The 18,683-nt window shown below is 69.4% G+C and carries 15 protein-coding genes; 7 read left to right on the forward strand and 8 right to left on the reverse strand.

The annotated features are described in order from the left end of the window. Positions 1–403 precede the first annotated feature (403 nt). Positions 404–1,135 carry a hypothetical protein gene (locus ACIF83_RS04745; protein WP_399723436.1) on the reverse strand — a complete coding sequence of 244 codons (732 nt, stop codon included), beginning with the start codon at positions 1,133–1,135 and terminating at the stop codon, positions 404–406. 507 nt (positions 1,136–1,642) lie between these two features. On the opposite strand from ACIF83_RS04745, the gene ACIF83_RS04750 reads away from it, so the two are divergent. The 5 genes from ACIF83_RS04750 to ACIF83_RS04770 all read left to right on the forward strand — a co-directional run bounded on the left by ACIF83_RS04750 (position 1,643) and on the right by ACIF83_RS04770 (position 10,039). After that, positions 1,643–2,584, forward strand: a complete 942-nt coding sequence (locus tag ACIF83_RS04750) for an ABC transporter ATP-binding protein (protein WP_393478833.1) — start codon at positions 1,643–1,645, stop codon at positions 2,582–2,584. Then, a complete protein-coding gene (locus tag ACIF83_RS04755) occupies positions 2,581–3,936 on the forward strand; it encodes an ABC transporter permease (RefSeq protein WP_399723439.1) in 1,356 nt (451 codons plus the stop codon). Before ACIF83_RS04750 ends, ACIF83_RS04755 begins: the two co-directional genes overlap by 4 nt. A 4-nt stretch (positions 3,937–3,940) precedes the next feature. Then, positions 3,941–6,688 (forward strand): bifunctional YncE family protein/alkaline phosphatase family protein, encoded by a 2,748-nt coding sequence (locus tag ACIF83_RS04760; RefSeq protein ID WP_399723441.1) that lies wholly within the window; start codon positions 3,941–3,943, stop codon positions 6,686–6,688. 214 nt (positions 6,689–6,902) lie between these two features. After that, a complete protein-coding gene (locus ACIF83_RS04765; protein WP_393478840.1) occupies positions 6,903–7,646 on the forward strand; it encodes an HAD family hydrolase in 744 nt (247 codons plus the stop codon). Continuing rightward, entirely contained in the window at positions 7,643–10,039 is a 2,397-nt protein-coding gene (locus tag ACIF83_RS04770; RefSeq protein WP_399723443.1) for a glycoside hydrolase family 65 protein, read from the forward strand. Before ACIF83_RS04765 ends, ACIF83_RS04770 begins: the two co-directional genes overlap by 4 nt. 122 nt (positions 10,040–10,161) lie before the next feature. Here the strand turns inward: ACIF83_RS04770 and ACIF83_RS04775 are convergent, their stop codons facing one another. From ACIF83_RS04775 to ACIF83_RS04805, 7 genes are all read right to left on the reverse strand, one after another. Further along, positions 10,162–11,181, reverse strand: a complete 1,020-nt coding sequence (locus ACIF83_RS04775; RefSeq protein WP_399723445.1) for a histidinol-phosphate transaminase — start codon at positions 11,179–11,181, stop codon at positions 10,162–10,164. A 3-nt stretch (positions 11,182–11,184) separates the two neighbouring features. Next, the gene (locus tag ACIF83_RS04780) at positions 11,185–12,204 is read right to left on the reverse strand and encodes a 3-oxoacyl-ACP synthase III family protein (protein WP_399723447.1); all 1,020 of its coding nucleotides are present in this window, start codon (positions 12,202–12,204) and stop codon (positions 11,185–11,187) included. Further along, complete coding sequence (locus ACIF83_RS04785) at positions 12,201–12,854, reverse strand: SRPBCC family protein (protein ID WP_393478851.1); 654 nt, start codon at positions 12,852–12,854, stop codon at positions 12,201–12,203. Before ACIF83_RS04785 ends, ACIF83_RS04780 begins: the two co-directional genes overlap by 4 nt. Then, positions 12,826–14,577, reverse strand: a complete 1,752-nt coding sequence (locus tag ACIF83_RS04790; RefSeq protein WP_393478853.1) for a thiamine pyrophosphate-binding protein — start codon at positions 14,575–14,577, stop codon at positions 12,826–12,828. The genes ACIF83_RS04785 and ACIF83_RS04790 overlap by 29 nt, the downstream gene beginning before the upstream one ends. Then, complete coding sequence (locus tag ACIF83_RS04795) at positions 14,574–15,653, reverse strand: GlxA family transcriptional regulator (RefSeq protein ID WP_393478856.1); 1,080 nt, start codon at positions 15,651–15,653, stop codon at positions 14,574–14,576. The genes ACIF83_RS04790 and ACIF83_RS04795 overlap by 4 nt, the downstream gene beginning before the upstream one ends. A gap of 486 nt (positions 15,654–16,139) precedes the next feature. After that, positions 16,140–16,517: a VOC family protein gene (locus tag ACIF83_RS04800; RefSeq protein WP_393478861.1), complete on the reverse strand. Its 378-nt coding sequence runs from the start codon at positions 16,515–16,517 to the stop codon at positions 16,140–16,142. 85 nt (positions 16,518–16,602) lie between these two features. Next, positions 16,603–17,199, reverse strand: coding sequence for a TetR/AcrR family transcriptional regulator (locus ACIF83_RS04805; protein ID WP_393478864.1), 597 nt, complete (start codon positions 17,197–17,199; stop codon positions 16,603–16,605). Positions 17,200–17,308: 109 nt separating this feature from the next. Here ACIF83_RS04805 and ACIF83_RS04810 point away from each other — a divergent pair, with 109 nt between their 5' ends. Together ACIF83_RS04810 and ACIF83_RS04815 are read left to right on the forward strand one after the other, a co-directional pair. Continuing rightward, positions 17,309–17,755, forward strand: a complete 447-nt coding sequence (locus ACIF83_RS04810; protein WP_393478866.1) for a nuclear transport factor 2 family protein — start codon at positions 17,309–17,311, stop codon at positions 17,753–17,755. Between the two features lie 128 nt (positions 17,756–17,883). Continuing rightward, the gene (locus ACIF83_RS04815; RefSeq protein WP_399723451.1) at positions 17,884–18,450 is read left to right on the forward strand and encodes a hypothetical protein; all 567 of its coding nucleotides are present in this window, start codon (positions 17,884–17,886) and stop codon (positions 18,448–18,450) included. Positions 18,451–18,683 lie beyond the last annotated feature (233 nt).

Genomic DNA, 18,683 nt, shown 5'->3' on the forward strand with positions numbered 1-18,683 from the left:
CAATTGCGCACGCCGGCGGCGTTTAAGAGGACGGATCAGTCATCATGCCGTCGTGTTCTTCCTTTGAACTACCGCAGCACGAGAGAGCTGCAGGCGAGAGTCGAACTCGCATCCGGCGGCGTTCGTCCGGCCTCGGTCGATCCGGCGATCGGCGGCGATGCTGAGACTGGAGCGAGAGTCTGAGATTGACCGCGGCTGCCTCTGCCATGTTGGGCTACCCCGGCCCGTTGCGGGCGCTGTGCCGGGGGAAGGACTCGAACCTTCACTGTCACCGCTTCTTCAGGCTGAACTTCAGTGTCAGCTTGCGCTCATCGCGCGAACCGGTCCTCAATCCGGCCCGCGCCTGTTGCGCACCCCTGCGCTCGCACGCGGGGGCGATCATGGATGCTACCCGTGGTCGGCGTCAGCCGAGCAGGTAGCCGAACACCGCCTCGCCGATCCGCTGGTCGGTCACCTCGGCGCCGTTGGCCTCTTCACGAGCGAACTTCACCGCCTGCTGGAGCTTCTCGACCCGCTCCACCAGCTCGTTCACCCGCCGTGCCGGGAGCGCTCCGGAGAACTTCACGGTCGTCCAGTACCCGATGGGCACGTCCTCGTAGTACACCTCGACCTGCGCCGGGTGCTTGTCGGTCGCCTCCGCCTTGACGTGGTTGCGCGGGACCTTCTTGGTCCGGATCGTGCGAACCGGGTCCGTCTTCCACCAGTCCGTGGAAGGATCGGGCGACCAGGACTCGGCGGCGTCGAGGGTGGGAAGCTTCCTGACGAACGTGTGCAGGTCGGTGAGCTGCTTCTCCAGGAAGAGGAGGTAGCTGACCGGGACGTCGGTGACGATCGTCCGGCCGTCGACCGTGACGTCCGCGCGGGCCGTGCAGTTCGCCCAGTCCTTGGTGGCGGTGACGTCGAAGAGCCGGGTGAGCGACGCGGACATCTCCCGCAGCACGTCCTCGGCCTGCACCTGCACTCGCGTGGACTCGGGCGGCAGTTGCTCGCCCTCCTCGTCCTTCGGCTGGTACGTACGCGAGATACCTGCCAGCAGTGCCGGCTTTTGCACCTTGTGGTGCGCCGCGGTGATGTCCTGGAGCGACTTGCTCTTGACACCCTTCTCGACAGCGATGATCTGGTTCAGCTTCGCCACTTCGGGTCCCCCTTCGAACAGGCAGGAACGTACCTCACCGGCTCGAACCCCGCACTTCCTTTATCGCCACGCCAAGATGCCCACCCTGGCCGGTGAGGGCGACGTCCCACCGAACCGCCGCCTCGTCGGCGCATACCGACCGGTCGCGCCGCACGCTCCACTGAGTACATCTGCTTCGGCCGGCTTCGACGGCGCCTGGGCGCCCTCCTCAAGGACGTCACGTATCCGCGGGACGACGTCGTCGAGCTGCGCGCCCGCCTGAACCGCGCCGAAGCCGACACGCGTGTCCTGGAGGAGAAGGCGGAGGAACAGTACCGAGCCCTCGCCGAACCGCACCGCACCGTGGACGCGCTCCTGGGATGCCCAACTCTGGTTCGGTGACGGCTATTTTGTGCACCCGGACTTGTCGACGCCTTGACGATCCGTTCCATGGACGTTCAACCAGCTGTCTGTACCTGCGTTGTGAACTGTCCCTAAGGTCCCTGAAGGTTTCGAAAGAAGGGACTCATGGACACACTCCTCGCAGTCCGGGCCCGCGGGATCACCAAGAGTTTCGGCGACGTCGTCGCGCTCGACGGCGTCGATCTGGATGTGGCGCAGGGGCAGATCCACGGCTTGGTCGGACCGAACGGCGCCGGCAAGACGACATTGCTCGGTCTCCTGCTGGGCCTGGCCGTCGCCGACGGCGGCCGCCTCGAGATACTGGGTACGCCGGTCCAGCGGGCGCTCACCGCTCCCGACGGTGTCGCCGGCTTCGTGGACGGGCCCGGCCTCTACCCTTCGCTCACCGCCAGGCAGAACCTCACCGCGCTGGCCGCTCTCCGCGGCCGCGACGCGAGGACGGCGGGGGTCGACGACGTGCTCGACCAGGTCGGGCTCACCGATGTGGCAGATGACCAGACCCGCGGGTTCTCCCTCGGCATGCGTCAGCGACTGGGGCTGGCCGCAGCCCTGCTCACCAAGCCCCGGCTGCTCGTGCTGGACGAACCGTCCAACGGCCTCGACCCGGCAGGCAAGAAACACGTGCACGGTGTCCTCACCCGGCTCGCGGCCGACGGAACCGGTGTCGTGCTCTCCAGCCACCGCATGGACGACCTCCAGGCACTGTGCTCCGAAGTCACCATCATCGCCACCGGACGGGTCGTCTTCTCCGGCCCGCCCGGCAAGCTGGCCGCCGAGAACCGTGAACTCGACTACCGGCTGCTCACCTCCGACCCGCAGGCCGCCCGGCGGCTGGCCGGCGACGCGGCCGGGATCCGGATCGTCGACGACGCCGGGGCACGACACGACACAGCGGCGCTCGTCGTGCGCGCGCTGGTGCCCGCCCTGGACGAACTCGTGGTGCAACTCGTGCGCGCGGACATCGCGTTGCGCGAGCTCGCACCCGTGGTGTCGCCGCTCGAAACCGCGTTTCTCGCCCTCACCGAGCCAGAGGGGACCCGCCGATGACCGCGACCGTCGCCGCCGACAACGTTGCCCCTGCCCGCCCCGTCTCGGTTTCGCGCGGCTACCGCTTCGAGCTGGTCAAGCTGGTCTCACAATGGCGGATCCGCTTGCTGGTCCTCGCCTGCTGGATCGCGCCGGCGCTCTTCGTCGCCGCTGTGAGCCGGCAGAGCACGCTGCCTGCCGACACGCTCTTCGGCCGCTGGATGCACGCCACGGGATGGGCCGGACCGCTGGTGATGCTCGGTTTCGCGGGCAGTTGGGCACTCCCTTTGCTGACCTCGGTGGTCGCCGGCGACGTGTTCGCCTCCGAGGACCGGCTCGGTACCTGGCGCCACCTGCTCGTGGTGGTCCGGTCGCCCAGGCGGATCTTCGCGGCGAAGGCACTGGCCAGCCTCACCGTCCTGCTGCTGCTCGTGGCCGGGCTGGCCTGTTCCGGTGCGGCCGGTGGTCTCCTGGCAGTGGGCAACCAGCCGCTGGTCGGCCTCGACGGCCACCTGCTGACGCCTGCGGACGCGGCAGGCAAGGTCCTGCTCGCCTGGATCTGCGTACTCGCCCCGACGCTGGCGCTCGCCGGGATCGGACTGCTCGGGTCCGTCGCGCTGGGACGTTCCCCGATGGGGCTGCTGCTGCCCGCGGGCGTCGCGCTGGCGATGCAACTCGCGCAGATGATGCCGCTTCCCGCCGTCGTACGACTGGCCCTGCCCAGCTACGCCTTCATCGCCTGGAACGGTCTGTTCACCAGCCCGGGTCAGCTCGGCCCGCTCCTGATCGGCATCGTGGTCAGCCTGGTGTGGGCGGTGATCGCGACGGTGCTGGCCTATCTGCTGTTCGTGCGGCGCGACTTCACCAACGCCGCCTACGACGGCTCGGGGCGCCGCGCGGTCACCGCCGGAGTCCTGCCACTGGCCGGGGTGGTCGCGGTGACCGTCGCGGTCCTGGCCGCGACGACCGGGGCCACGGGCTCCGGCGTCGAACAGGACAAGGTGCAGCGCTCGCTGGCCACGGCGTTCGCCCACCTCTATCGCATGCAGACGAAGCAGCTCAACCGCCCCGACGTCACCGAGGCGCAGTTGAAGGCCACGGCGACGTGCAACAAGGGCAGCATCAGGGTCGCTGCCGAGGGACCGGGCAACGACTGGCGCTGCGTCGTCTCGTGGCATCTCCCCGGCGTCGAGGCCGCAGGCACGGCCATCTACCAACTCGACGTCACCCCAGACGGGCGGTTCATGGCCGATGGCGATGGACCGAAGGAAGTGAACGGCTACTTCCTGGTGCGGACCCCGACCGGCGACGCACCGAACCCACTTTGGCAGTTCGACGGCAACGTCGAACTTCTCCGCGTCCCGAAGGAATGACTCCATGCAGGTAACTCGCCACCGCCGGACTGCCGAGACGGGTCTTCTCGGCAGACGACTCGGTCGCCGGAGCACCCTCACGGCAGCCGCCACCGCGGTCGTCCTCGCCGCTACCGCCGGCATCGGTTACGCCCAGACGCACCAGTTCGGCACCGACCAGGTCGGCCAGGCCACCGACCGGGGCCAGGTCATCTCCAGCGACCAGTACATCGCCCCCTACGGTGACCGCCTCGTCATCAACAACGGCAAGATCATGTCGTCCTCCGTCAGCCCGGACGGCACCCACCTCGCGGCCTCGGTCACCGACGGCGGGAGTGCGCTGGCCATCGTCGACGTGCAGAACTGGAAGGTGCAGCAGGTCGTCGGCACCGCCGCGTCGTCGGTCCCGCGCCTCAGCAGCAACAGTGTGGGACAGGAAGGCCCCACGTACTCGCCCGACGGCAAGCAGTTGTGGCTGGGCCAGACCGACGGCTACACCCGGTTCACGGTGAACCCGGACGGCTCCGTCACCAACCCGACGTCGATCAAGATCCCGGTGGACGGGTCCAAGCACGCGCTGGTCGGCGAGGCGGTCTTCTCGTCCGACGGCTCCACCGTGTACTCGGCGGTCAACGGCCAGAACCGGGTGGTCGCCATCGACGCTGCGACCGGTGCGGTCAAGCAGAGCTGGGCCGTGGGCAACGCCCCGCGCGGCATGGTCCAGGTCGGCGAGAAACTCTACGTCAGCAACGAGGGCGGCCGTCCGGCCCAGCCGGGCGACACCACCATGAACTCGTACGGCACTCGGGTTCCGGCCAACCCGAGGACCGGTGCCACCACCACCGGCACGGTCAGTGTCATCGACCTGGCGAACCCGGAGGCCGCCCCGTCGAGCATCGACGTCGGTCTGCACCCGACGGCCCTGTACGCCAAGGGCAAGGCGCTGTTCGTCACCAACACCGCCACCAACAACGTGTCGGTCATCGACACCGGCAAGGACAGGGTCGTGCAGACCATCGACACCCGGCCGTGGCCGGAGGCGTCGGTGGGCTACGAGCCCAACGCGGTGACGCTCACCGACGACGGTCGTCTGCTGGTGACGCTCGGCCGGGCCAACGCGGTCGCCGTCTACCGGTACGAGGGCGCGCAGGAGCCGGTCGGCTACGTCGGCCTGCTTCCGACGGACTACTTCCCCGGGGAGATCACCACCGTCGGCAAGCAGGTGCTGGTCTCCAACACCCGTGGTATCGACGCCCGCCGGCCCACCAACAGCGCCGGGCACGGTACCCACGACACCACGTCGAGCGTGCAGCGCTTCACGCTGCCGGACGACAGCGTCATCAGGTCCCGGACGGCCAAGGTCTTCAAGCAGAACGGCTGGGCCCCCGGCTCGGTCAAGCTGGCCAAGGGCAAGAGCCACGGCACGCCGGTCCCGGTCCCGCAGCGGATCGGCGACCCCTCGACGATCAAGCACGTCTTCCTGATCGTCAAGGAGAACCGGACCTACGACCAGGTCTTCGGTGACGTCCCGAAGGGCGACGGCGATCCCTCGGTGACACAGTTCGGCGAGAACGTGACGCCGAACCAGCACGCGCTGGCCGAGCAGTTCGGCCTGTACGACAACACCTACGACATCGGCACGAACTCGGCCGAGGGTCACAACTGGCTGATGCAGGCCGACGACCCGGAGTACACCGAGTCCTCGGCCGGTGAGTACGCGCGCAGCTACGACACCGAGGACGACGCCCTCGGCCACCAGAAGTCCGGCTTCCTGTGGACCGGTGCGCAGGCGGCGGACAAGACCGTGCGGGACTTCGGCGAGTTCCAGTCGATCGAGGGCAAGCCGTCCGACGCCTCCTGGCAGAACCTGTACTGCGACGCCAAGAACATGGACGCGACCGGGCAGAACACCGCCTACCCGATACAGACGGGCTCGGCGATCCCGTCGCTCAACGACGTGTCGGTGCAGGGCTTCCCGATGTTCGACACGAGTGTCCCGGACATCTACAAGTACGAGATCTGGAAGCAGGACTTCGAGAAGAACGGTCCGGCGGACCTGAACATGTTCTGGCTCTCCAACGACCACACCGGTGGTCCGGCGAGCCCGGCGGCCCAGGTCGCGGACAACGACCTCGCGGTCGGCAGGATGGTCGACGAGATCTCGCACAGCAAGTACTGGAAGGACTCGGCGATCTTCGTCGTCGAGGACGACTCCCAGGCCGGACTCGACCACGTCGACGGCCACCGTGCCCCGATCCAGATCATCAGCCCCTGGGCCCAGCACGGCACCGTCGACAGCCGCTACTACTCGCAGATCACGATGATCCGCACCATCGAGCAGATCCTCGGGATCCACCCGATGAACCAGAAGGACAGCGCGGCCAGCCCGATGGCCGGGGCGTTCACCAGGAAGCCGGACTTCACGCCGTTCACGGCGCTGCCCAACCGCACCTCGCTGACCGACGGTCTGAAGACCCCGCCTTCCTGCGGTGTGGACACCCCCGCGCCGCAGGACCCCAAGGCGGCGGCCGTGCCGCCGTCGAAGGTACCGGCGGACAAGCGGCAGCTCGCGGCGAAGTGGGAGGACTGGAAGTCCAAGCAGCGGCTGACCGGGCCCCACGCCGTGCCCGACTACGCGAACCCCGCGCAGATGAACCACCTCACGTGGTACCAGACGCACAACTGGGCCAAGCCGTACCCCGGCGAGAGCAAGATCTACGCCCCGAACGACGTGCCGGGCGCCTACATCCCGTCGTCGGAGTCCGACGGCTGACGCGGTCTGCTCGCCTGAGGGCCCCTGGCGCGGCCTCACCGCCGCGCCAGGGGCCCCCTGTGCGCCATGGCCGCGTCCTTCGTCCCGCGCCCACCCCGGTTCGTCCCGTGCCCACCCCGGCACGCCGCTCGGCCCTCGACCGAGCGGGTGCCTTCCGGCGTGCCGGAAGGTGGTTTGACGCGAGCGGTAGCCGATGCCTCCTAGCCTCGGCGACATGCTGGGGCTTCCTGCTCGTGTCCGTGCCTGCCTGTTCGACCTCGACGGTGTCCTCACCCGGACCGCGAAGGTGCACGCGGCCGCCTGGAAGGAGATGTTCGACGACTATCTCCGCGAGCGCGCGACACGTGAGGGGACCGAGTTCGTGCCCTTCGACGCGGTGGACGACTACGACGAGTACGTGGACGGGCGGCCCCGTGCGGACGGCGTGCGCACGTTCCTCGCCGCACGCGGGGTGCACCTGCCAGAGGGAACGCCGCAGGACACGCCGCAGGCGGAGACGGTGAACGGACTGGGCAACCGCAAGAACGACCTGGTGCTGCGCCGGATCCGCGAGGACGGGGTGGAACCCTACGAGGGCTCGGTCCGCTTCGTTCACGCGGCGCGGGAGGCCGGCCTGCGCTGCGCGGTGGTGTCGTCCAGTGCGAACTGCCGGGACGTCCTGGCAGCGGCCGGGATCGAGGACCTGTTCGAGGAACGCATCGACGGAGTGGTGGCGCACGAGCGCCGTCTGCGGGGCAAGCCCGCCCCGGACACCTACCTGGAGGCGGCCCGCGTGCTCGGAACGGATGCGGACGCGGCCGCGGTGTTCGAAGACGCCCTGGCCGGGGTCGAGGCCGGGCGAGCGGGACGGTTCGGCGTGGTCGTGGGCGTCGACAGGGTGGGCCAGGCGGATCAGCTGCGGGCGCACGGGGCGGACATCGTCGTCCGCGACCTTGCCGAACTTCTGCAGTCGCGGTGATCACCCATCCCAGCTACACGGTCGAGCCGTGGTGCCTGCGCGAGACCGAGCTGAACCTGGACGTGCTCGCCCAGAGCGAGTCGGTGTTCGCGCTGTCCAACGGGCACATCGGTTGGCGCGGCAACCTCGACGAGGGAGAGCCCCACGGGCTGCCCGGCGCCTACCTCAACGGCGTTCACGAGCGGCATCCGCTGCCCTACGCGGAAGCGGGCTACGGATATCCCGAGTCCGGCCAGACGATGATCAATGTCACCGACGGCAAGGTCATCCGGCTGCTGGTCGACGACCACCCGTGCGATCTGCGCTACGGTCGGCTGGTGGCGCACGAGCGGGTTCTGGACTTCCGGTCCGGATTGCTCAGCCGCACGGCCCGGTGGACATCGCCCGGCGGCCGCACGGTCCGGATCACGTCACAGCGGCTCGTGTCCTTCACCCAACGCGCGGTGGCCGCCATCGTGTACGTGGTCGAGGCGATCGACGGCCCGACGACGGTGGCGGTGCAGTCCGAGCTGGTCGCCAACGAACAACTGCCCCGCCTGAAGGGCGACCCGCGCGTGGCCGCGGCGATCGAGTCCCCCCTGCAGGCCGAGGAGCACTTCGCGCAGGACACCCGCCTGCGGCTCGTGCACTGCACCAGCCGCAGCGCACTGCGGGTGGCAGCAGCGGCCGACCATCTCATCGAGGGGCCCGAGAGCACTCGTTGGACGGCGCAGAGCGAGCCCGATGTCAGCCGTCTGACGGTGACCGCGGACCTGGTGCCCGGGCAGCCGCTGCGGCTGGTCAAGTTCGTGGCCTACGGCTGGTCGGGGGAGCGTTCGCTGCCGGCCGTGCACGATCAGGTGGACGGAGCCGTGGCGGCCGCGGTCAGCACGGGGTGGGACGGGCTGGTCGCCGCGCAACGGGCGTACCTGGACCGCTTCTGGGCCGGCGCGGACGTCGAGGTCGAGGGCGACGCGCAGATCCAGCAGGCGGTGCGGTTCGCTCTCTTCCACGTGCTCCAGGCGGCGGCCCGCGGTGAGAACCGGGCCATTCCCGCGAAAGGCCTGACCGGAACCGGGTACGACGGGCACTCCTTCTGGGACACCGAGTCCTACGTGCTGCCGGTCCTGACGTTCACCGCGCCGGAGACCGTCGCGTCGGCACTGAGATGGCGGCACCAGATGCTGCCTGCGGCCCGGGAACGCGCGAGCCAGCTGGGCTTGTCGGGAGCGACGTTTCCCTGGCGGACGATCGACGGTGGCGAAAGCTCCGCCTACTGGCCGGCCGGTACGGCTGCCTTCCACATCAACGCCGACATCGCCATGGCCGCCGGCCGGTACGTCATGGTGACGGGGGACGAGGACTTCGAGCGCGGTGTGGGGCTCGACCTCCTCGTGGACACCGCTCGGCTGTGGCGTTCCCTCGGACACCACGACCCGGCAGGCGTGTTCCACATCGACGGGGTCACCGGACCCGACGAGTACAGTGCCATCGCCCGCGACAACCTGTACACCAACCTGCTGGCCCGGCAGAACCTGCTGGCCGCCGCAGAGGTGGCCACGCGTCATCCCGACCGGGCCGCGGAACTCGGTGTCGACGACGAGGAGACCGCCGTGTGGCGGGACGCCGCGGCGCGCATGGCGATGCCGTACAACGAGTCCCTCGGCGTGCACGAACAGTCCGCCGGGTTCACGAGTTTCCAGCGCTGGGACTTCGAGGCGACCCCGCCCGAGAACTACCCGCTGCTGCTGCACTACCCCTACTTCGACCTGTATCGCAAGCAGGTCGTGAAGCAGGCCGATGTGGTGCTGGCGATGCTGGAGTGCCCACACCTCTTCTCCGACGAGCAGAAGGCGCGCAACTTCGCCTACTACGACGCGCTCACCGTCCGCGACTCCTCCCTGTCGGCGTGCTGCCAGGCGGTGCTCGCCGCCGAGACCGGGCACCTGCGGCTGGCCTACGCCTACCTCGGCGAGGCCGCGCTGATGGACCTGGACGACCTGGAGCACAACACCCGTGACGGGCTGCACATCGCCTCCCTCGCCGGGACGTGGATCGCCCTGGTCGCGGGTTTCGGCGGCTTGCGCCGGTACATCGGCGAGGACGGAAAGCCGGACCTGCTGGCGTTCGCACCGCGCTTGCCGGAAGCGCTGTCCAGGGTGGCGTTCACGGTGCTGGTACGTGGACGCAGGCTGAAGGTGGACATCGGCCCGGCCCATGCACGTTACCGGTTGGTCGAAGGTGAACCGCTGGTTCTGCTGCATCACGGGGAACGGCTGACCGTGACCGCCGACGCCCCGGTGGACCGGCCGGTGCCCTCGGTGCCTGTGCGCCCCGAGCCGCAGCAGCCGCCGGGCCGCCGTCCGGTGGGCCTGCTCGCAGGGGAGGAGCACCAAGCGGACACACGGGACTAGGTTCTGTCTCCTTACGGTCCGGACGGCGAACACTCCTCCTTCCCGGCGGCCGGGAAACGGTGCCGGGCTCTCGGCTGAACCGGTTCGCTGTTACGGCTGCCCGGCCGCCGCAGAGCCGTGCTCTACGTCCGCCCCGCACCCTGGTGCATCCGCAGTCCCGCCAGCGCGGTCAGCACGGTGTCGTTGGCATTCCGGTCGCCGACGGTGAGCCGGAGTCCCTCGCCGGGGTAGTGGCGCGCCTGGACACCGGCGTCGGTGAGTGCTGCGGCGCCCTCATCGATCGGATCGGGCGCGGCGAGCCAGACGGAATTGGCATGGCCGGGGCGTACACGCCAGCCGAGGGTCACGAGTTCATGGCGGAGCCGTTCGCGTTCGGCGACGACGGTGTCCACGCGAAGGCGCAGCTCGCTCTCGGCCCGGAGTGAGGCCTTCACCGCCGCTGTCGCCACCGCGTTGATCCCGAAGGGCAGTTGTTGCCGACGGATCCGCTCCACCAGGTCGGGGGCGCCGAGTCCGTAGCCGACCCGCAGTGCGGCGAGGCCGTACGCCTTGGAAAAGGTGCGCAGGACCAGCAGGTTGGGGTGTGCGTCCAGGAGCGCGGACGTGTCCGGCAGGTCGGTGTCGCGGGCGAACTCCACGTACGCCTCGTCGAGGAGCACGGTGACGTGTCGGGGGACCTGGCTCAGGAACGCCGACAGCGCGTCGGCGGTGACCAGGCTTCCGGTGGGGTTGTGCGGATTGCACAGCACCACGACGCGGGTGCGGTGGTCGAGCGCCACGAGCAGGGCGTCCAGATCCTGGTGTCCGTCCGGCGACAGGGGGACGGGGACAGGCTGAGCGCCGACCATGGCGGCCAGGAGGGGGTAGGCGTCGAACGTGCGCCAGGCGTAGGCCACTGTGTCGCCGGGCCGGACCACTGCCCGGAGCAACTGCAGGGCCACGCCGACCGATCCGCTGCCGACCGCGACGCGGTCGGAGGCCACCCGGCACCACGCGGCGATCCGGTCGGTGAGGTCGTCGGGGTGGAACTGCGGGTAGCGGTGGGCCTGGGCGACGGCCCGTTGCATGGCCGCGCGTACCGAGGGCAGTGGGGGGTACGGGCTCTCGTTCAGGGCAAGTCGGTGCAGTACGGGGACGTCCATGGCTCAGTCCCGTCCGCCGTGCCAGCGAACCGCGACCGCACCGGCGAAGTCGCCGGCGTGGGCGAATCCCCCGAGCACCATCAGGTCGCCGTCCGCCACCTGCCGGGAGCCGAGCGCGCGGTCCAAGGTGACCGGGATCGCCGCCCCGAACAGATTGCCGCATTCGTCGAAGGTGTTCAGGTGCCGTTCGGCCGGCAGTTGCAGCGCCTCGCGCCAGTTCCGCAGGAAAGTGCGGTTGGGCTGGTTGGTGATGAGGACGTCGATGTCGGTGCTCGCCACGCCGAGCCGCCGGCACAGGTCCATGACCACCTCGGGGACGAGGCGGTTGCCGCGTGCGAGGACCTTGGCGACGCTTGCGTCGGTGAACCCGATCCGCAGCTGGGACTCTCCCGGCTCCCAGTACTTGCGTCCGTCCGCGACCGCCACGGTCATCTCGCCGGCGTACTCGCCGATGTGCCGGGTCTCCACGTCGAGGACCGGCGACTTCGCCGACTTCGTCACGAACGCGACACCGCACCCGTCGCCCGGGATCGCCGCCTGGGCGAGCCTGCGCACCTCGGACTGCGTGAACCATTGTCCGGCGGCGCTTTGCGCGTTGCAGATCAGCGCGGTCTTCGCGTCGGTGGTGGTGAGGATCTGCCGGGCCAGCTTCAGCATGTATACGAAGGAGGCGCAGCCCGCGTTGGCCACGTCGACGAGCCACTCCGGTTTCAGGCCCAACCGGCGTGCCACCTCGGTGCCGGCGCCGACGAACGGCAGGTCCGGCAGCTGGCTGTGCACCAACAGCACGTCGACGCCTCGGATCGCGGTCCTGCCGTGCCGTTCGACCAGGGGTTGAACGGCACGCTCGATCATGTCTGCGTTGGTCTCGTCCGAGGCCACGTGGTGCCGTAACGGCGGGACCTTGAACATGGGATGGTTGCGGAGTTTGTCCTCGGCCCCGGGGTAGTCGGTGTAGAACTCCGCGGGGACCGGCTCGCCGGGCAGGTAGCTCGCGACATCGGTGAGGCTGACGGCAGTCACCGCGCCACCGCCCTCGCCGGCGCCGAACTGACCGGCAGGCCGTTGCGGTGGCGGTGTTCCAGGATGGCCTTGAGGTTGTTCATCTCCACCGTGTGCCCCGCGTAGAACAGGTCCCAGTAGTCGCCCACCCAGGGCCGGTCCGGTCGGGGAGCCGAGTCGGGGTGCGGGTTGGCGTCGTAGTAGGGGTGCCGGCAGTTGGTCCAGGTGATCACCGATCCCGGCTTGTCGAGCACCAGGCGGGCCGGTACGACGCGCATCAGGTAGATCATCCACAGCTTCTCGCCCTGGTCCCAGGAGCAGTGGTAGTCCACGGTCATGGCCTCGGGGTTCGCGAGCACCTTGCAGTAGATCCTGGTGTCGTCCTCCAGCCGGTCGTGACCGACCCACAGTCCCGGTGTGCCGGTGGGCGCGAAGTCCCGCAGGCTGCAGGTCCACTCCTCCAGATGGTGCCCCCGGCTCAGATAGTCGTAGGCCTGCTCCGGGGGGCAGTCGACGTACTCGTGGATGGTGCAGTACTGCCCGTAGACCTGATGGTGGGGGTAGACCGCGTGGGTGAGCTCCATGCAGTGGGCGGTCAGTTCCTCCTTGCCGGCGTTCTCGATCCGGATCAGACCGGGGATGTCAGCCAACGTGGACGACTCCTCGCTCATCTGAACCCTCCTTGCTCTCGGTGGCTTCGGTGAAGGACTGGAAGGGAAGAAACGGGGGGATCTCCCGCGGATCACAGGCCACTGCCACGAACGCCGGGCCGCGGCCCGCATTGCTGCGCAGCAGTGCCGTGCGCAGTTGCGCCGCATCGACGGCTCCCGTGGCCTCCAGGGACGGAAAGGCGGCGGCCACTCCGGCGGCCAGGTCGGTCCGGGCGAACAGGTCGTCGCTGCGTATGCCGCCCTGGAGGAGCTCCTCGCGCAGCGCGCACATGGCGTGGGCGTTGTTGTTGAAGATCACGAACGTCACGGGTGCGTCGTACTCCACGGCGGTGTGCACTTCCATCCCGTGCATGAAGAAGGACCCGTCGCCGGCGAGGACGTAGGTGCGTCGGCCGGTGGCGAGCGCGGCGCCGATGCCGGCACCGAAGGTGTAGCCCATGCCGCCCATGCCGACCGCCACCACGAAGCGGCCGTGGCGCGGTGCGGGGAGGAGATGGACCGCGCTGGCCCCCGCGTTGCCGGCGTCCACGAAGACGTGCGCGTCCTGGGGGAGTGCCGCTTCCACGGCGGCGACCGCCTGGGGATGGGGGACGGTTCGCTCCCGGGCCCGAATGTGCGGGCCCGGCATGAGCGTGGGAAGGGGGCCGGCGTGCGGCGGGCAGGGACGTGGGTGCGACGGCAGTCGGGCGGTCACCGCGCGCAGCGCGTCCCGCAGGTTTCCACCCAGTGTGGTGCCCGCCACGAACGGCGGTTCGGGGCCGAGGCAGACGACGTCGGTGTCGGCCAGGGCCCGGTCGAGTCCGCCACGTGCCAGGAGCGGCAGTCGGGTACCGACCAGCAGGCACACGTCGGCCCGCCGCAGACAGTCCTCGACGTTGGCGTGGCCCATCACCCCGGCCACGCCGGCGAACCGGGGATCACGGTTGTCGAAGACGTCCTTGGCGTCCGGGGTGACCGCCACCCATGCCCCGAGGCGCTGGGCCAGTTCGGCCAGATCCCCACGCGCGTCGTCGGCGGCAACATCCTCACCGGCGATGACGAGGACGCGACCAGCCCCGCGAAGGGCGTCCGACACGGCGCTGACGGCTGCTGTGTCGAGCCGTGCCGCGGACGCCGTCGCACGGCCGGCCGGTGACACGGCCACGCCGCGGGCGGGCACCTGGATCCACGCCTGCTGCACGTCCTTGGGCAGTAGCAGCACGGCCGGCCCGCGCGGATCCGCCTGTGCCGCCGCGACTGCCCGGGGCAGCAACTCCGTGAGCGAGTCCGCATCGTCGACCCGCGCGCAGAACCGGGAGACGGGCGCGAAGACCTCCCGTGCGTCGAAGGAGCCCGCCTTGCCGCTGGAGTCCTGGAACGCCCCGTGCCCTTCCTGGCCGGTCGGCGGCTGGCCCACCAGGGCCAGCACGGGCACCCGGGAAGCGTACGCCTCTGCCAGACCCGGCACGAGATTCATCGCCCCGCCGCCCGAGGTGGCCGCGACAACGCCGAGGCGCCTGGTGGTACGTGCGTAGCCGTCGGCCATGGTGACGGCAGAGAACTCGTGTTTGGCGACGATGCCGCGGACAGCGCCGCCGCGGTGCACCGCGTCATACAGGTCCTCGATGTTCGCGCCGCCGACGCCGAACATGTGGGTGACGCCGGCCCTCGCCAGTTCCCGGGCCACGTAGTCGACCAGGCGTACCGTTTCTGCCTCGCCCGATTCCGAGGCCGTGGTCGTCATGCGGGGCTCCCCTCCCTCTCGTGGTGCCGGTCGATGAGGCCGGATGGCGAGATGACCTGAAAGCGGTGCCGGTATTCCTTGGGGGTGAGTCCCAGCGTTCGTCCGAAGGAGCGGAAGAACGTCTCGGTGGCGGCGAATCCGCAGCGGCCGGCTATCTGGCTGATCGTCAGGTCTGTGGTTTCCAGCAGTTCGCGTGCCCGGGCGATACGAGTCCGCTCGACGTACTGGCCGGGTGTCGTGCCCACCTCGCGCCGGAAGACCCGGGCGAAGTTGCGCTGACTCATGTTGGCCTGCCGCGCGATCTCGGCCACGGGCAGCGGGTTGTCCAGGTTGTCCAGGATCCACTCCTGCGCTGCCCGGATCGGCGGATGGTCGGCCAACTGGGCGTCGAGGACGGCGCTGTACTGGGACTGTCCTCCGTGCCGCTTGAGGAACAGCACGAGAAACCGGGCCGTCTCCAGCGCGAGCGCCGATCCGTGATCGGCCTCCACCAGAGCCAGCGCCATGTCGATGCCTGTCGACACGCCCGCGGAGGTCACGAAGGGGCCGTCCCAGACGAAGATCGGCTCGGCGTCCACCGTCACATCCGGATAGCGGCACGCCATCGCCTCGCTGTACGCCCAGTGCGTGGTGGCGCGTCTGCCGTCGAGGAGACCGGCCTCGGCGAGCAGGAAGGATCCGCCGCATACGGAAGCGACTCTGCGCGACCGGGCTGCTGCCCGGCCGATCCAGGACACGAGCACCTGGTCCCGGAGCGCGTTGTCGAGACTCCATCCGCCCGGCACGAGGAGCGTGTCGATCGGGCCCTGCCCCGCCTCCAGTGGCGATGCCTCGACCACCACTCCCGAACTCATGCGCACCAGTGGTGCGTCGGCGGAGACGAACTCGGTCCGGTAGGGGGTGCCCGAGGGGCCCAGGAGCCGGTTCGCGGTATCGAACACTTCAATCGGTCCGGTGATGTCCAGGGCCATCGCACCCGCGTACACCACCACAACAACACGTCGCTCCAACACGGTCACAGCCTGTATCGGATGTCGCACTGGCTGCAATGACAGATTACTGACGTATCCGGCCAACGAGCGGCGTCGGACGGGTGGGAGGGGCGCTGGTCAGGCAGTTCGTGCGCCGAGCAGGAAGCAATGGGTGAGGCAGCTCACAGGGGGCTCGTGCTGCTGCTTTTCGCTGGGAGGTTCACCGACCAGTGCCGTGAAGCGACTGGCGAAGGCGGCGCGGGACATGCCGGCCTGGGCGGCCAGGTCGGCGGCCGTCCAGCGACGGCCGCGATCCGCGTGCAACAGGCGCAGTGCGCGAGTTCGTAGGCTCCCCGGAGCATGATCGTGGCGCCGGGCGGACTTGTCGGCGGCTCTTCCGCGGGCCGCCGCCGGGTCGCTCAACGGTGGCCGACCCCGCGTCAGGGCCCTGCAGACCGGAGCGTCCGGTGGGAAACCGTCTCTGCGCCGCGAGGTCGAGTACCGCGGTGACGAACCGTGGGGCGCCACCCGCCGGATCGAGAACGGTGTGCTGATGCTCGGCGGCTGCGGTTACCTCCCGCAGGATCTTCGTCAGTGACGGACCAGGCAGAACGGATGACCTGCGGGGTCGGCGTATATCCGCCAACTCCGTCCATCCGCACCGTCATCCAGCACCGTCGCGCCGTGGGCCAGCACCTGTTCCTGAGCACTGTCCAGGTCGGCGACACCGAAATCCAGGTGGAACTGCTGTGGCCGGCTCGGGTCCGGCCACAGCGGCGGCTGGTACTCCGCCACCCTCTGGAAGGCCAGGACGAGGCCGGACGCCGTGTGCAACGTGGCCCAGTCCTCGCTGAGCGCCCATCGCCGGTCCGGTTCGTTGACGGTGCCACCAAGGAGCGACTGGTAGAACTCGGCGAGTTCGCCGGGGTCGGAGCAGTCCAGCACCACGCACTGCAGATCAGCGATCACGGGGCTAGATCCTAGGCGGCTGTACGCGCGCTCGGCCACTCATGACCGGGATCGCCGAGTCAGGCCCTGGTACCCGAAAAGAAGTTCATGCTCTTTGCCCGTCCGGGTCGGAGGCGCGCGGGAGCAGGCAGTCGAAAACCACCTCTGCCAGCCGACCGGGTCGGTGCTTCGCATCCCGCCGGCGCTCCGCTGTGAGTGCGGCCACGACGATGGCTTGCACGTCGGCTGCATCCACGTCGTTGCGCACTTCCCCCGCTTCCTGCGCGCGGGCGAGGAGTGCACCGAACAGCTCGCGCAACCGTGCCGCCTTTTCCTCGGTTTCGGCGCTCATGGGGCCGCCCGCCGCCATGACGGCTTCGGTCAGGTCCTGTTTCGCATCGGCTTTCGTGGCCATCCGGGAGAGGAAGGCGAACAACGCGGGCCCGGCCTCCGGGTCCTCCAGGGCGGTGCGCACATCGCGGGTCAGCTGCTCCAGGTGCTCCCGGACGACAGCGTCGAACAGCGCCTCCTTGGTGGGGAAGTGCCGGTGGACCGTGCCCGGCCCGACGCCGGCTCTGCGGGCGATCTCGTCCAGCGGGGCCGAGATGCCTTCAGCGGCGAATGCCTCACGGGCCGTCTGCAGGATGCGCTCCCTGTTGCGGCGTGCGTCGGCTCGCAGAGGGCGCTGTCGCTCGGTGGTCAAGTGGCCTCCCAGGAACGGGACTTGGGATATTGATAAGCGGGGCGAGGGCCCCGTATATTCCATCATGCAACCGGGGCGATGGCCCCGGTTATGTCGAGAGGAGTGTCCCATGAGCACTGCCGCACCGCGCGACGTCCTCCAGCATCTCCTTCGCCTGACCGCCGATGGCCCCAACGAGGCGATGGCCGACCTGTTCAGCACAGACGCCGTCTTCGAGATGCCCTACCTGCCTCCGGGCGCGCCCGCGCAGGCGCCCGGACGGGATGCCTTCCGGGCCCATCTGCGGGAAGGGGCACGGCTGCAGAGGTTCACCGCCGTGGACCACGTCCACGTGCATCAGACGACCGATCCCGAACTCCTCGTCGCCGACTACCGTCTCCACGGCCACGTTCTGGCCACCGGGAAGCACTTCACCTTCGACATGGTCATGTTCGCCCGCATCAGGGACGGACTGATCATCTGGTCACGCATCTACTCCAACCCGCTCGACGGGCTGATCGCCTTCGACGCGGCCGAGGGACTCCTCGCCGCGATCACGGCCGCTGAGAACTCCTGACAGAGTGGCATCGTCCCGGGCGACGTCGCGTGGCGTCGAGGTCCGCCCGAGGGCTGGGAATCGGGCGGGTTCTCGGTCACAGTGGACGTACTCGGCCGAGGGGAAGTCGTGGCGGGGAAGGAAGACCGATGACGGAACCCGGTCTGTTCGAGCTGGAAGCCGTCGTGGTGGGGCAGCCGAAGCGTTCACGATGGCGCAGTTACGTGGGTCCCGCCCTGGCCGTGTCCACCGTGAAGGGGACCCCGCTCGCCTGGGTCACGTACACCGACGACACGTACTGCGTCCTCACGACCACGTCCGGCGAGTTCATCGTCCGTATCGAGCAGTTCGGGCCGGTGGAGTTCCGCTTCACCGACGCTGCGGACCGGGAGGTCGGCACCGCCGGTGCCCGTGGGCTCGTCAAGACCCGGCAGATGAGCCTCCGGACGGAGCAGGGACGCCAATTCCTCCTCGCGCGGCCGGGTCTCCTGTACGCCGAATGGCATCTGACGGAGACCGATACGGAAGGGGGCCCGGCGCCGGAGATGCTCGGCCGGGTCACGGTGAGCACCATCGACTCGTGGAGCGGGTTGCAGCAGTACGTTGTCGAAATGGATCCTCGCCTGGACGCCTCCGAACGGCGGGCCGTCGTCGCCTCGGTCGTCTGTCTGCACCGGCTCCGCCGGCCTCCGGGTGGCAGCGCCGCGCCGGCGTGAGAGGGGCCGCACTGTGGTTCTTCAGCCGTCACCGGCAGATGATGCCTCAGGCCTGATCCTGGCCGCCCGGACTCGAGTCGGTTCGACGTTCCCCACCGACACCGGATGCACGACAGTTTCCTGGACAGGCGCCGCGGCAATGGCCGTTACGGCAGTGTGGCGAGGGGCACGGACTCATCGGCGACGTCATCGTCATCGTCCGTCCGCTCTCGCGCACACGGCCCTCTCGCCGC

The sequence above is a fragment of the Streptomyces sp. NPDC085866 genome, assembly GCF_044541035.1.
Taxonomy (GTDB): Bacteria; Actinomycetota; Actinomycetes; order Streptomycetales; family Streptomycetaceae; genus Streptomyces.